The following is a 13,367-nucleotide window of genomic DNA, read 5'->3' as shown; positions in this document are numbered from 1 at the left end:
ACCATCGGACGGGGCCGCACGTGCATCTCCCGGTCACCGGTCGGACAGACCGCGTCCCGGGGTCGCCCAGCGCGCCCGGCGTAGGCTCGGAGGATGGAATTCCGCTATCTAGGCAACTCAGGCTTCAAGATCTCCGAGATCACGTACGGCAACTGGCTGACCCACGGGTCGCAGGTCGAGAACGACACCGCCACGCAGTGCGTGCAGGCGGCCCTCGAGGCCGGCATCACCACGTTCGACACCGCGGACGGCTACGCGAACACCGTCGCCGAGAAGGTCCTCGGTGACGCGCTCAAGGGCGAGGACCGCGACGGGCTCGAGATCTTCACGAAGGTCTACTTCCCGACCGGCGCCAAGGGCCACAACGACACCGGCCTCTCGCGCAAGCACATCATGGCGTCGATCGACGGCTCGCTCGAGCGCCTCCAGACCGACCACGTGGACCTCTACCAGGCCCACCGCTACGACTACGAGACCCCGCTCGAGGAGACGATGCAGGCCTTCGCCGACGTCGTCCGCCAGGGCAAGGCGCTCTACATCGGCGTCAGCGAGTGGACCCCCGAGCAGCTCCGCGCGGCGCACGGCCTCTCCCGCGAGCTCGGCTTCCAGCTCATCTCGAACCAGCCGCAGTACTCGGCCCTCTGGCGCGTCATCGAGGAGGAGGTCGTCCCGACCTCGAAGGACCTCGGCATCTCGCAGATCGTCTGGTCCCCCATCGCCCAGGGCGTCCTCACCGGCAAGTACAAGCCCGGCCAGGACCTGCCGCAGGGCTCCCGCGCCACGGACGACAAGGGCGGCGCCGACATGATCAAGCGCTACATGAACGACGACGTCCTCACGCGCGTGCAGGAGCTGCAGCCCGTCGCCGACGAGCTGGACCTGTCGCTCGCCCAGCTCGCGGTCGCATGGGTGCTCCAGAACGACAACGTCGCCTCCGCGATCATCGGCGCCTCGCGCCCCGAGCAGGTCCACGAGAACGTCAAGGCCTCGGGCGTGAAGATCCCCGCGGAGCTCCTGACCCGCATCGACGACGCCCTCGGCGACGTCGTGGAGAAGGACCCGTCGAAGACCAGCGACAGCTCCCCGAAGGGGCGCCTCGCCTGATCCGCACCCGCTGGACGCGACGACGGCCCCGCTCGAGCAGATACTCGGGCGGGGCCGTCATCATGGGACCTGCTCGACCGGACGCCGGTCGCGGGTGATCAGGCCTCGGCCCGGTCAGCCCAACGGAGGCGGGCGCGCGAACGCTCCTCGACGACGCGGACAGATGCGCGCGGGTCCTCCTGGATGTCGGCGAGGACAGCGCGGATGGCCTCACGACGACGTTCGGGGTGCGGGACCTCGGTGAACTCGCCGGTGTCGGAGCTCCAGATGATGGTGTCGCTCATGATGCGCCTTCCTGCCGGTACCCGATCATAGGCACGACGCCCGACGTCCCGCTGCGGCCCACGGCGGCATCCGTCGCGGTCCGGTGCGCGTGCGTCGTGAGGCACAGCAGCTCCGCGAGGCCCAGGATCCTCGCCATGGCCGCGACGTAGAGCTTGTCCTCGTGGAGGAGGCTGCCGGGACGGACGGCGTTCACGGTGAGGATGCCGAAGGCCACGCCGCCCGCCTCGACGCGGGCGGTGATGAACGTGCCGTAGGAGCGCGTCCCGCGCGCACCGATCCGGCCGGTCTCCCACTCCGCGACGTCCTCGACGAACGAGGTGGGACGGCGTCCGTCGAGGACCTCCCACACGTCCTGGTCGTCGTCACCTGCTTCCTCGAACACGGTCGTGAAGCCGTCCGTGCGCTCGGGGCTGCTCGCGACCTTGTCCGGCGTCATCCGGCGACGGACCGCGCGGAGGTCATCCACGCGGAAGTACGCGGCACGGGCATCCACCGCGCCGACGCCCTCCTTGCACTGCACCGCGGCGGACTGCCGGACGGCCGCGATCTCCTGGGATCGCTCCGAGGGCGGGCGGCGGGCGAGGCCGTCGATCGTCCCGAGGAGCTCGCTGAGGTTGTAGCCGAACAGGATCGCGCTGCGCTCCCGCTCCGCACGCGCCCGTCGGAGCGCCTCCTCCTCCTGGGAGCCGGCCCGCGCCCGCAGCGCCTCCTCCGCGACCGTCTTGCGCCACGCCAGGACGACCCCGGCGAACACGGCGAGGGCGGACACCGCTGCGGTGAGGACCCTCCACTCCGCAGTGACCAGGAGGCCCACGAGCGTCGCCAGCGCGACCATCGCTCCGGCCACGACGAGCCACCGCTGGAGCACGACGGGGCGGGTGATCGGTCGTCCCCTCGTACGGTCTGGCATGCCTCGATCATGGCCCGACGGGCCGACATCCGGCCGCTGCCAGATGAGAGCGGCGACCAGGACGCATCACCGAGGACTGTGGAGGAAGCGGGAAAAGGAAAAGGCCCGGATGTCCGGGCCTGTCATTTCCTGCGTATTCGGTGCTGGGGTACCTGGACTCGAACCAAGAACAAAAGAATCAGAATCTTCCGTGTTGCCAATTACACCATACCCCAAGGCCCCGATGCGCGATCGGGCCTCGTCGAGTGTAGCCCATCGGCCGGATCCGCGCCAAACCGGCAGGCGCCGGACCGGAGCGCGCCCGACGGGCCCCACCCGTCAGATCACGGGCAGCAGGTCCCGGTTGATCGCGCTGGCTGCACGCGCCCCGAAGCCGGCCGCGATGATCAGCTGCTGCGGGCCCGGCTGCGAGCTGTCGCCCGCCGCGTAGACGCCCGCGTGCGAGGTGCGGCCCTCGGCATCGACGGCGATGTGGCCGTCGTGATCCGTGTCGAGGTCGAGCCCGGCGAGGAAGTCGAGCGCGGTCGAGTAGCGCGGGCGCACGAAGCCGCCGGTGCGCGGGACGACCGAGCCGTCCTGCAGCCGGATGCCCGTGACGACCGCGCGCTCGCCCTCGATGTCGGCGACGGGTCGGCGGTCGACGCGGATGCCGAGCGACGCGAGCCCGCGCTCCCCCGCCTCGTCGATCTCCGCGACGCCGTTCGTGAAGACGATGATGTCGCGCGACCACTGCGAGAGCAGCAGCGCGCGCTCCACGAGGTCGTCGGTCTCGCCGATGAGGAAGAGCGGCTCGTCGGCCTTCTCGTAGCCGTCGCACTCCATGCAGCTGTGCACGGCGGTGCCGTAGTAGGCGCGGATGCTCGGCAGGTCGGGCAGCGTCTCCACGAGGCCCGTGGCGATGAGGACCCGGCGCGCGTGCACCTCGCGGTCGGGCGCGCGGCGCACGCCCTTCGCGCGGATCGTGAAGCCGCCCTCGGCGGGCTCAGCCGATTGCACGACGGCGAGCTGGAATTCGCCCTCGTCGTACCCCTCGACCTCGACCTGGCCGAGCTTGCGGAGCTCGAGCGGGGAGATCCCGTCGCGGGTGACGAAGCCGTGCGACATGAGCGTCGCGGCGTTGCGCGGACGGCTGCTGTCGAGCACGAGCGTGCGACGGCGGGCGCGCACCAGGTTCAGCGCGGCGGACAGGCCCGCGGGGCCCGCGCCGATGACGACGACGTCGTAGGAGTCGCCGGTCGCGGTGGATCCCGCGCCCGCGTCGTCAGGCACCGATGCGTCAGGCACCGAGCATCCCCGCGAGGCGATCGAGGCGCGCGATGGTCTCGTCCTTGCCGAGCAGCACCATCGACTCGAACAGCGGCGGCGAGATGCGGCGCCCAGAGACGGCGACGCGGAGCGGGCCGTAGGCGAGGCGCGGCTTCATGCCCATGCCGGTGATGAGGGTGTTCTGCAGCACCTCCTGGACGAGGTCGATGTCCCACTGCGTGTGCGGGACCCCGGCGAGGGCGCCGCGCGAGGCCGCGACCACCTCGGGGGCGTCGTCCTTGAGCGCCTGGACGGCCGCGTCGTCGTAGGGCAGCGCGTCGGCCGTCGTGAAGAGGAAGGAGAGGAGGTCGGGCGCCTCGCCGAGGAGCTGCATGCGCTCCTGCACGAGCGGGGCGGCCGCGTCGAGCATGCGCTGCTCGTCGTGCGTGAGCTCGGCGCCGACCACGTTCGCCGCCTGCAGGTAGGGCACGAGGCGCTGGGCGAAGTCGTCGAGGGCGAGCAGGCGGATGTGGTCGCCGTTCAGCGACTCCGCCTTCTTGAGGTCGAAGCGCGCGGGAGCGGGCGTGACGTCGGCGACGTCGAACGCGGTGACCATCTCCATCCGCGAGAACACGTCGCGGTCGTGCGTGAGCGACCAGCCGAGCAGCGCCAGGTAGTTGATGAGGCCCTCGGGGATGAAGCCGCGGTCGCGGTGGTGGAACAGGTTCGATTCGGGGTCGCGCTTGGAGAGCTTCTTGTTGCCCTCCCCCATCACGTACGGCAGGTGGCCGAAGCGCGGGATGGCGTCGGCCACGCCGATGTCGATGAGCGCGTGGTACAGCGCGATCTGCCGGGGAGTGGACGAGAGCAGGTCCTCGCCGCGGAGCACGTGCGTGATCCCCATGAGCGCATCGTCGACGGGGTTCACGAGCGTGTACAGCGGGGCGCCGTTGGGGCGCACGAGCACGAAGTCGGGGAAGGATCCGGCGGGGAACGTGACCGTGCCGCGAACGAGGTCGTCGAACGAGAGGTCGGTGTCCGGCACGCGGAGGCGGAGGGCGGGCGCGCGGCCCTCGTCGCGGAACGCCTGGCGCTCGGCCTCGGTGAGGTCGCGCTCGAAGTTGTCGTAGCCCATCTTCGGGTCGCGGCCGGCGGCGCGGTTGCGGGCCTCGATCTCCTCGGCCGTCGCATAGCTCTCGTAGAGGTGGCCGGACTCGGTGAGCTTCCGGATCACGTCGAGGTACAGCTCGGTGCGCTGCGACTGGCGGTACGGCGCGTGCGGTCCGCCGACGCCCTCGCCCTCGTCCCAGTCGATCTCGAGCCAGCGCAGCGCCTCGATGAGCTGCCCGTAGCTCTCCTCGCTGTCGCGCGCGGCGTCGGTGTCCTCGACGCGGAAGACGAGCTTGCCGCCCGTGTGGCGCGCATACGCCCAGTTGAAGAGCGCCGTGCGGATGAGCCCCACGTGCGGCGTCCCGGTCGGGGACGGGCAGAACCGGACGCGGACGTCGGTGCCGGTGGCTTGGGTCACGGGGTGCGCGGTTGTCTCAGTCATCCTGGGTCCGATTCTAGGGCTCGGTGCCCGCCGCCCCCGCGGCCCCGTCGGCGCAGTACGGCTCGAGGAGGTCCCACCGGTCGTACTGGTCGCCGGGCGGCACGCCGCACTCGAGGAGGACGGCGCCGGCGGACCGCGTCGGGTCGAGCCCCTCGAGCGTGCCGGATCCGCGGAACGCGCCATCGCAGCCCGTGACCGTGACGTGCGCGGACTGCGCGGAGCCGAGGTACCCGATCACGTAGCGGGCCTCGCGGTCGAGCACGGGATCGAACGAGGTGATCTGCAGCGGCCGCCCGAACCGCGGCCCCACGAGATCGCGGTCGCGGAGATCTGCCCCGAGGAACGAGGCCCAGGTATCCGACGGCGCGAGGTCGTCGGCGACGGGGGTCGCGGATCCGTCCCGCTTGTCGAGCTCCAGGCGGAGCGCCGGGCGCAACGCGATGTCGTTCCGCGTGACGCGCTGGGTCGTGGATCCGAGGCCGGGCTGCTCCCCCGCGCTCGGGATCCGCACCTGCATCACGCGCACGGCGAGCAGCTCGTCGACGGGTCCCGCCTGCGGCTCCGCCCAGTCGATCGAGAGGTCGGCGGGCGTGCAGCCGGCCGGCAGGCCGAGCTCCGCGGCGCCCGGGGTCGGCGACGCGGTCGGCGTGGCCGCGTCCGTCGGCCCCGGCGTCTCCAGCCCATAGTCCGACACGTCGTAGACGCAGCCCGAGAGCAACGCCACCACCGCGGCCGCCAGCGCGAGGCGCGCGGGACGGCCGGGGCGGATCACGGTCAGGCGCGGGCGCGCGCGGGGTTGGAGAGCGTGCCGATGCCTTCGATCGACACCTCGACGACCTGGCCGTCGGTGAACGGGCCGACGCCCGCGGGCGTACCGGTGAGGATCACGTCGCCGGGCAGCAGGGTCCACACGCGCGAGGCGAACGCGATGAGCTCGGGCACCGTGTGCACCATCTCGCTCGTGCGGCCGGACTGGCGCAGCTCCCCGTCGACGCGGGTCTCGATGAGCGCGTCCTCGAACGAGCCCTCGGTCTCGATGACCGGGCCGAGCGGGCAGAACGTGTCGTAGCCCTTGGCGCGCGCCCACTGGCTCTCGGAGTGCTGGATGTCGCGGGCGGTCACGTCGTTCCCGATCGTGTAGCCGAAGATCGAGCGCGCCGCGTCCTCCACCGACACGTCGCGCGTGATCCGGCCGATGACGACCGCCAGCTCGCCCTCGTGCTCGACCTGCTGGCTGTCGGCCGGGAGGCGGATCGCGTCGTCCGGACCGATGACCGAGGTGTTGGGCTTGAGGAAGATGAGCGGCGTGGTGGGCGCCTCGCTGCCGTGCTCGGCGGCGTGCGCCGCGTAGTTGCGGCCCACCGCGACGACCTTGGAGCGCGGGATCACCGGCGCGAGCAGCCGGGCGTCGGCGAGCGGCACGCGCTCCCCCGTCGTCTGGTAGCCGCTGAACATGGGGTCGCCGGAGAGGACGACCAGGTGGCCCTCCTCCTCGTCGAGGATGCCGAAGCGGGGGTCGTCACCGGTGCTGAAACGCGCGATCTTCACGAGACACGACCCTAGCCGTGCCGACGGCGCGCGGCCGCCGGCACGAGCGGACGAGCGCTACGCGTCGAGGCGCGTGAGCCAGCCGTGGCGGTCCGGGATCCGGCCGTACTGGATGTCGGTGAGCTCCTGGCGCAGCGACATCGTCAGCTCGCCCGCGGGCGCCTCGATGTCGCCGACGTCGAGGCCCTCGCCCATCAGGCGGCCGATGGGCGTGATGACCGCCGCGGTGCCGCACGCGAACACCTCGGTGATCTCGCCGGACGCGACGCCGTCGACCCACTCCGACAGCTCGACGCGCCGCTTCTCGACCGTGAGGCCGCGGTCGCGCGCGAGCTCGAGGATCGAGTCGCGCGTGATGCCCTCGAGGATGCTCTCCGAGTCGGGCGTGACGAGGCGGCCGTCCCTGTAGACCAGGACGATGTTCATGCCGCCGAGCTCCTCGAGGTAGCGGCCCTCCTCGGAGTCGAGGAACAGCACCTGCGCGCAGCCGTGCGACGCGGCCTCCGCCTGCGGGAGGAGCGACGCGGCGTAGTTGCCGCCGCACTTGGCGGCGCCGGTGCCGCCCTTGCCCGCGCGGGAGTACTGCGTGGACAGCCAGATGGACACGGGTGCGACGCCACCCGTGAAGTACGCGCCCGCGGGGCTCGCGATGACGTAGTAGCCCACGCGCTGGGCCGCGCGCACGCCGAGGAAGCTCTCGTTGGCGATCATGAACGGACGCAGGTACAGGCTCTGCTCGGGCGCCGACGGCACCCAGTCCAGGTCGGCGCGGACCAGCTGTCGCACCGACTCGACGAAGTCCTCCGTGGGCAGCTCGGGCAGCGCGAGGCGGCGGGCCGAGCGCTGGAGGCGGGCGGCGTTGCGGTCGGGGCGGAAGGTCCACACGGATCCGTCGGCGTGGCGGTACGCCTTCATGCCCTCGAAGATCTCCTGGCCGTAGTGCAGCACGCTCGCCGCCGGATCCAGCTGGAGCGGCCCGTACGGGACGACGCGGGCGTCGTGCCAGCCGGCGTCGAGCGTCCAATCGATCTGGACCATGTGGTCCGTGAAGTGCTTGCCGAAGCCCGGGTCGGCGAGGATCGCCTCCCGCTCGGCGTCGGCGCGGGCGCTCTCCGACGGGGTCTGCTCGAAGGACAGGGGGAAGGCGGTGGACGTGATGCCGTGGGTGGAGGCTGTGCTGCTGGTGGTGCTCATGGGGTCCTTCAGCGGTTCGTGGAGAGGGCGCGGATGACGGCGTCGCCGACCTCCGCGGTGGATCGGGGTGCGGTGTCGCCGTCGGCGCGCGCGGCGAGGTCGGCCGAGACCGCGGCCGTGACGCGCGCGGCGGCGTCCGACAGGCCGAGGTGGTCGAGCAGGAGCGCCACCGACAGGATCGCCGCGGTCGGGTCGGCCTTCTGCTGGCCGGCGATGTCGGGCGCGGATCCGTGCACCGGCTCGAACATGCTCGGGAACGCGCCCGTGGGGTTGACGTTGCCGGACGCGGCGAGGCCGATGCCGCCCGAGATGGCCGCCGCGAGGTCGGTGATGATGTCGCCGAAGAGGTTGTCGGAGACGATCACGTCGAAGCGGGACGGGTCGGTGACCAGGAAGATCATCGTGGCGTCGACGTGCAGGTAGTCCACGGTGACGTCGGGGTGCTCGGCGGCGACGCGGTCGACGGTGCGCTGCCAGAGGGACCCGGCGAAGGTCAGCACGTTCGTCTTGTGCACGAGGGTGACGCGCTTGCGGTCGCGCTTCGAGGCCAGGTCGAACGCGAACCGGACGGTGCGCTCGACGCCGTGCGCCGTGTTGACGGACACCTCGGTCGCGATCTCGTGCTCGGTGCCGCGGCGGAGCACGCCGCCGTTGCCGGCGTACGGACCCTCGGTGCCCTCGCGGACGACGACGAAGTCGACCTCGCCGGGAGCCGCGAGCGGGGAGGTCACACCGGGCAGCAGGGTCGTCGGCCGCAGGTTGATGTAGTGGTCGAACGCGAAGCGCAGCTTGAGCAGCAGGCCGCGCTCGATGATGCCGCCCGCGAGGCGCGCGTCGCGGGGGTCGCCGCCGACGGCGCCGAGCAGGATCGCGTCGTGCCGCGCGAGGGCCGCCAGGTCGGAGTCGGTGAGGATCTCGCCGGTCTCGAGGAAGTGGCCGGCGCCGAAGGGGTACTGCGTGGTGTCGAGCGACACGTCGGCGGGGACCGCCTCCCGGAGCACGCGGAGGGCCTCGTGGACGACCTCCGGGCCGATGCCGTCCCCGGGGACGACGGCGAGCGAGATGGTGCGGGGCATGGATCCTCCCGGGGCTCGGTGGGTGTCGGGCCAGGTTACCCGTCCGCCGCGGGCACCCGCGCGCTACGGTGGATCCACCCGGCGCCTCCGACGGGCAGGACCCGAAGGACCACCCATGAGCATCGGACTCGGCATCTTCCTCGTCATCGTCGGCGCGATCCTCGCGTTCGCCGTCGACATCACCGTCCCCGGCGTCGACCTCCAGCTCGTCGGCTACATCCTGATGGGCGGCGGCGCGCTGGTCATCATCATCGGCGTCGCGCTCCTCGCCCGCCGCCGCACGGCCGTCAGCGAGACGCGCACGCGCATCGACCCCGCGACCGGCCAGCGCATCACGCGCAGCGAGCGCTCGGACGACAACGTCGTCTGATCCGCTCCTCCGCGCGCGTCGGGCCCGTCACCTCGCGGGGTGACGGGCCCGACGCATGCGACGGGTCGGGTCGGGCTCAGTCGTGCGAGCTGGCGCGGCGGAGGCTCGTGAGCGAGATGACGATCGCGCCGACCATGAGCAGGGCGCCGATGATCGAGGTGGTCACCACGCCGCCGTCGAAGGCCGCGTGCGCCGACTCCAGCAGCGCCGATCCCACGTCGGCCGGCACGCGCTCGGCGACCGACACCGCTCCCCCGAGCGTCTCCCGGGCCGCGGACGCGTCCCCCTCGGAGAGGCCGGCGGGGAGGACGAGCCCGGTGCGGTAGCTGGCCGTGAGGATGCTGCCGAGCACGGCGGTGCCGAGCACCGCGCCCACCTCGTACGCCGTCTCCGATACTGCGGACGCCGCGCCCGCCTTCGCCGGCGGGACGGCCGCGATGATCAGGTCGTTCGAGATGGTCTGCGACGCGCCGATGCCCGCGCCGAGCAGGCAGAACGCGAAGACCAGCAGCCCGACGGATGCGCCATTGCCCGTGACCGCGAGGATCACGTAGGCGACGGCCGAGAACGCCAGCGCGATCGCGACCACGCGCGACGGGCGGGCGCGCGCCACGATCGGCACGATCACGAGCCCCGAGACGATGACGACCACGGATCCGGGGATGAGCGCGAAGCCCGCGGCGAGCGGATCGAGCCCCGCGACGAGCTGCAGGTGCTGCGTCACGAAGAAGAGGAAGCCGACGAGCGAGACGACGCTCAGCAGGTTGACGAGCACCGCGCCCGTGAACACGGGCTCGCGGAACAGCGCGACGTCGAGCATGGGGTTCCGCGCCCGCGACATGCGGCGCACGAAGAGGATGCCGGCGACCACGCCCACGACGGGCGCCGCGATCGCGAGCGGCGTGACGCCCTCGGTCGCGAAGGTCTTGATCGCGTAGACGATGGGCGCGACGGTCGCGAGCGACAGCAGGATCGCGATGCCATCGATGGGACCCGGCGCCGGGTCCTTCGACTCGGGCACGAGCACGGGCGTGAGGATCAGCAGCGGCAGCAGCACGGGCACCGCGACGAGGAAGACGGATCCCCACCAGAAGTGCTCGAGCAGCACGCCGCCGACGAGCGGGCCGAGCGCGGAACCGCCGGAGAAGCCCGAAGCCCAGATGGCGATCGCGAGGCGGCGCTGCTTCCGGTCGGTGAAGATCGAACGGAGGAGCGACAGCGTGGAGGGCATGAGCATCGCGCCGAAGAAGCCGAGGGCGGCGCGCGCGGCGATGAGCTGCGAGGCGTCGGTCGCGAAGGCGGCGAGGGCCGAGACGACGCCGAAGCCGGCCGCGCCGATCATGAGCAGGCGTCGGCGGCCGTAGCGGTCGCCCATGTTGCCCATCGCGACGAGGAGCCCGGCGAGCACGAGCGGGTACGCGTCGATGATCCAGAGCTGCGCGGCGCCCGACGGCTCGAGGTCGCGCGCGATGGACGGCATCGCGAAGCTCAGCACCGTGTTGTCGATCGAGACGAGGAGCACCGGGAGCATCAGCACGACGAGCGCGGCCCACTGGCGTCGCCCGGCGCGGCCGGTGGCGGCGGTCACGGGGACGGATGCGGTGCGGGGCGTGGACATGACGGTGCTTCCTGACGTCGGGAGGCGACGGCGCGGGTGGCGCGGACGGGGCCGCGAGCGCGACCGGGATCACTGTACCGTCCGGTCGGTACAGCGGGCAACCCGCCGCTACGCTGGATCCATGCCCGCCTCATCGCCCGACGACCCCGCGCCCGCGCCCGACGGCGCACCCGACCCGGCGGCGTCCTCCCCCGGCAGCGCACGCGACCGCATCCTCGACGCCTTCGAGGAGCTGCTCGTGCAGCAGGGCGAGCGCGGCACGACGCTCGAGTCCGTCGCCGCGGCGGCCGGCGTCTCCAAGGGCGGGCTGCTCTACCACTTCGGCGGCAAGGAGGCGCTCGTCGACGGGCTGCTCGCCCGCATGTCCGCGCTGGCGCAGGCGGACGTCGCGCGGCTCCGGGCGGCCGAGCGCGGGCCGGTGGACCTGTGGATCCGCAGCTCGCTGTCCACGGCCACGCCCTTCGACCGCGCGTACGTCGCGACCTCCCGCCTCGCGCAGGGCAACCACCCGCGCGCCCGAGACACGCTCACGCACCTGCAGGACGAGTGGGCCGCCGTCATCCTCGAGGCCGTGGGCGACCCGGCCGTCGCGCGGGCCGTGCTCCTCATCGGCGACGGCCTCTACTACAACAGCGCGCTGCAGCCCTGGCTCGGCGGATCCGCGCCCGCCGACGATGCGCTCGACGAGCTCATCCGCGTGGTCGACGACCTCGTGCGGATCCGCTCGACGCGGGGCTGAGGCGGCCGATCGGCCCCGGACGCGCCGCGAGGGCGGCCGCCGCAGCAGCCGCCCTCGCGGTGGTCGATCCGACCGGGATCAGTCGGCGATGTCGATCTCGCGCAGCGACGTGGCCTGGATCGCCCGCCGCACGTTCTCGAGCACGCCGTCCGGCACGGGCGAGTCGACGCTGAGCACGCTGAGCGCGCGGCCGCCGGCCTCCTGGCGGGCGATCTGCATGCCGGCGATGTTGACCTCGGCGTCGCCGAACTCCTTGCCGTAGACCGCGACGATGCCGGGGCGGTCCTCGTACTTCATGACGATGAGGTGGCGGCTGAACGGCACCTCGACGTCGTAGCCGTCGATCTCGACGAGCTTCTCGATCTGCTTGGTGCCCGTGAGCGTGCCCGACACCGACACCTGGGTGCCGTCGGACAGCGCGCCGCGGATGCTGAGCACGTTGCGGTACTCCTCCGACACGGCGTCCGTGATGAGCCGCACCTCGAGCCCGCGCTGCTCGGCGAGGAGCGGCGCGTTCACGTAGGAGACGTTCTCGCTCACCACGTTGGTGAAGACCCCCTTGAGCGCCGCGAGCTTCAGCACGCTGACGTCGTAGCCGGCGAGCTCGCCGCGCACCACGACGTCGATGCTCGTGAGCGCCTCGTGGGCGAGGCCGGAGAACACCTGGCCGAGCTTCTCCATCAGCGGGATGCCGGGGCGCACGTAGGGATCGATGACGCCGCCCGCGACGTTGACGGCGTCCGGCACGAGCTCGCCGCCGAGCGCCAGGCGCACGCTCCTCGCGACCGAGACGCCCGCCTTCTCCTGCGCCTCGTCGGTGGACGCGCCGAGGTGCGGCGTGACGATGATGTTGTCGAGATCCAGCAGCGGGGATCCGGTGGGCGGCTCGCTGACGAACACGTCGAGGCCGGCGCCGGCGATGCGCTTCGACTTGAGCGCCGTGTAGAGCGCGTCCTCGTCGATGATGCCGCCGCGGCTCGCGTTGACGATGCGCAAGCTCGGCTTCGCGAGCGCGAACTGCTCGGTGCCGATGAGGCCCGTGGTGTCGGGCGTCTTGGGGATGTGGATGGTGATGAAGTCGGACGCCTTCATCAGCTCGTCGAGCGGGAGGAGCTGCACGCCGAGCTGCTGCGCGCGGGCCGGCGTGACGTAGGGGTCGTACGCGACGAGCGTGGCGCCGAAGCCCGCGAGGCGCTGGGCGACGAGCGTGCCGATGCGGCCGAGGCCGACGATGCCGATGGTCTTCTCGTAGAGCTCCACTCCTGTGAAGGACGAGCGCTTCCAGAGGCCCTGCTTGAGCGAGGCGCTCGCGTCCGGGATGAACCGGGCGAGCGAGAGGATGTGGCCGATGGCGAGCTCGGCGGCCGAGATGACGTTCGAGGTCGGCGCGTTCACGACCATGATGCCCGCGGTGGTCGCGGCCTTGATGTCGACGTTGTCTAGGCCGACGCCCGCACGGGCGACCACCTGCAGGCGCGGGGCCGCGGCGATGGCCTCCGCGTCGATCTTCGTCGCGGAGCGGACGAGCACGGCGTCCGCCTCCGCGAGGGCCGCGAGCAGGGCCGGGCGGTCGGTGCCGTCGACGGATCGGACGTCGAAGTCGGGCCCCAGGGCGTCGACGGTGGCGGGCGAGAGTTCTTCGGCGATGAGCACGACGGGCTTGGTCAATTCAGGCGGTCCTTCGGGCGGGGGCGGCTGGGACCCTCACATGCTAGTGGCCCCAGAA

At 72.1% G+C, this 13,367-nt stretch carries 13 protein-coding genes and 1 tRNA gene; 3 read left to right on the top strand and 11 right to left on the bottom strand.

Features of this window, described 5'->3' with window-relative positions; translation table 11 throughout:
- The first annotated feature begins 93 nt into the window (after positions 1–93).
- Entirely contained in the window at positions 94–1,104 is a 1,011-nt protein-coding gene (locus NL142_RS05765) for an aldo/keto reductase family protein (RefSeq protein WP_435081300.1), read from the top strand.
- A 98-nt stretch (positions 1,105–1,202) separates the two neighbouring features.
- On the opposite strand, the gene NL142_RS05760 is transcribed toward NL142_RS05765, so the two are convergent.
- The 9 genes from NL142_RS05760 to NL142_RS05720 all read right to left on the bottom strand — a co-directional run bounded on the left by NL142_RS05760 (position 1,203) and on the right by NL142_RS05720 (position 8,914).
- The gene (locus tag NL142_RS05760) at positions 1,203–1,388 is read right to left on the bottom strand and encodes a hypothetical protein (RefSeq protein WP_043587702.1); all 186 of its coding nucleotides are present in this window, start codon (positions 1,386–1,388) and stop codon (positions 1,203–1,205) included.
- On the bottom strand, positions 1,385–2,299 hold the full coding sequence (locus tag NL142_RS05755) for a hypothetical protein (protein ID WP_435081299.1): 915 nt from the start codon (positions 2,297–2,299) through the stop codon (positions 1,385–1,387). Before NL142_RS05755 ends, NL142_RS05760 begins: the two co-directional genes overlap by 4 nt.
- A 143-nt stretch (positions 2,300–2,442) precedes the next feature.
- Positions 2,443–2,514, bottom strand: a tRNA-Gln gene (locus tag NL142_RS05750).
- 103 nt (positions 2,515–2,617) lie between these two features.
- Positions 2,618–3,583 (bottom strand): NAD(P)/FAD-dependent oxidoreductase, encoded by a 966-nt coding sequence (locus NL142_RS05745; protein WP_435081298.1) that lies wholly within the window; start codon positions 3,581–3,583, stop codon positions 2,618–2,620.
- On the bottom strand, positions 3,576–5,096 hold the full coding sequence (gene gltX, locus NL142_RS05740) for a glutamate--tRNA ligase (protein WP_435081297.1): 1,521 nt from the start codon (positions 5,094–5,096) through the stop codon (positions 3,576–3,578). Before gltX ends, NL142_RS05745 begins: the two co-directional genes overlap by 8 nt.
- Positions 5,097–5,109: 13 nt before the next feature.
- Positions 5,110–5,868, bottom strand: a complete 759-nt coding sequence (locus NL142_RS05735) for a hypothetical protein (RefSeq protein ID WP_435081296.1) — start codon at positions 5,866–5,868, stop codon at positions 5,110–5,112.
- Positions 5,869–5,870: 2 nt separating this feature from the next.
- Positions 5,871–6,644 (bottom strand): fumarylacetoacetate hydrolase family protein, encoded by a 774-nt coding sequence (locus tag NL142_RS05730; RefSeq protein WP_043587710.1) that lies wholly within the window; start codon positions 6,642–6,644, stop codon positions 5,871–5,873.
- Between the two features lie 57 nt (positions 6,645–6,701).
- Positions 6,702–7,838, bottom strand: a complete 1,137-nt coding sequence (locus NL142_RS05725; protein WP_435081295.1) for a branched-chain amino acid aminotransferase — start codon at positions 7,836–7,838, stop codon at positions 6,702–6,704.
- An 8-nt stretch (positions 7,839–7,846) separates the two neighbouring features.
- Complete coding sequence (locus NL142_RS05720) at positions 7,847–8,914, bottom strand: 3-isopropylmalate dehydrogenase (protein WP_435081294.1); 1,068 nt, start codon at positions 8,912–8,914, stop codon at positions 7,847–7,849.
- A 115-nt stretch (positions 8,915–9,029) separates the two neighbouring features.
- Between NL142_RS05720 and NL142_RS05715 the strand changes: the two genes are divergently transcribed.
- Positions 9,030–9,284: a DUF6458 family protein gene (locus tag NL142_RS05715; protein WP_194633417.1), complete on the top strand. Its 255-nt coding sequence runs from the start codon at positions 9,030–9,032 to the stop codon at positions 9,282–9,284.
- A gap of 76 nt (positions 9,285–9,360) precedes the next feature.
- Here the strand turns inward: NL142_RS05715 and NL142_RS05710 are convergent, their stop codons facing one another.
- Positions 9,361–10,902 carry an MFS transporter gene (locus NL142_RS05710; protein ID WP_435081293.1) on the bottom strand — a complete coding sequence of 514 codons (1,542 nt, stop codon included), beginning with the start codon at positions 10,900–10,902 and terminating at the stop codon, positions 9,361–9,363.
- A 121-nt stretch (positions 10,903–11,023) separates the two neighbouring features.
- On the opposite strand from NL142_RS05710, the gene NL142_RS05705 reads away from it, so the two are divergent.
- A complete protein-coding gene (locus NL142_RS05705) occupies positions 11,024–11,641 on the top strand; it encodes a TetR/AcrR family transcriptional regulator (RefSeq protein WP_194682979.1) in 618 nt (205 codons plus the stop codon).
- Between the two features lie 78 nt (positions 11,642–11,719).
- Here NL142_RS05705 and serA read toward each other — a convergent pair whose 3' ends face one another.
- On the bottom strand, positions 11,720–13,309 hold the full coding sequence (serA, locus tag NL142_RS05700; protein ID WP_194682980.1) for a phosphoglycerate dehydrogenase: 1,590 nt from the start codon (positions 13,307–13,309) through the stop codon (positions 11,720–11,722).
- Positions 13,310–13,367 lie beyond the last annotated feature (58 nt).

Origin of the sequence: Clavibacter quasicaliforniensis, from assembly GCF_051201715.1 — a bacterium.
Classification (GTDB): Bacteria; Actinomycetota; Actinomycetes; order Actinomycetales; family Microbacteriaceae; genus Clavibacter; species Clavibacter seminis.
The sequence above is the reverse complement of the archived record's forward strand: the minus strand, read 5'-3'. Positions and strand labels throughout refer to the sequence as shown.

Bases quoted from the DNA above. Each gene is read 5' to 3' on its own strand.
- NL142_RS05765 (WP_435081300.1), top strand. From the start codon at position 94: ATGGAATTCCGCTATCTAGGCAACTCAGGCTTCAAGATCTCCGAGATC.
- NL142_RS05760 (WP_043587702.1), bottom strand. From the start codon at position 1,388: ATGAGCGACACCATCATCTGGAGCTCCGACACCGGCGAGTTCACCGAG.
- NL142_RS05755 (WP_435081299.1), bottom strand. From the start codon at position 2,299: ATGCCAGACCGTACGAGGGGACGACCGATCACCCGCCCCGTCGTGCTC.
- gltX (WP_435081297.1), bottom strand. From the start codon at position 5,096: ATGACTGAGACAACCGCGCACCCCGTGACCCAAGCCACCGGCACCGAC.
- NL142_RS05725 (WP_435081295.1), bottom strand. From the start codon at position 7,838: ATGAGCACCACCAGCAGCACAGCCTCCACCCACGGCATCACGTCCACC.
- NL142_RS05720 (WP_435081294.1), bottom strand. From the start codon at position 8,914: ATGCCCCGCACCATCTCGCTCGCCGTCGTCCCCGGGGACGGCATCGGC.
- NL142_RS05715 (WP_194633417.1), top strand. From the start codon at position 9,030: ATGAGCATCGGACTCGGCATCTTCCTCGTCATCGTCGGCGCGATCCTC.
- NL142_RS05710 (WP_435081293.1), bottom strand. From the start codon at position 10,902: ATGTCCACGCCCCGCACCGCATCCGTCCCCGTGACCGCCGCCACCGGC.
- NL142_RS05705 (WP_194682979.1), top strand. From the start codon at position 11,024: ATGCCCGCCTCATCGCCCGACGACCCCGCGCCCGCGCCCGACGGCGCA.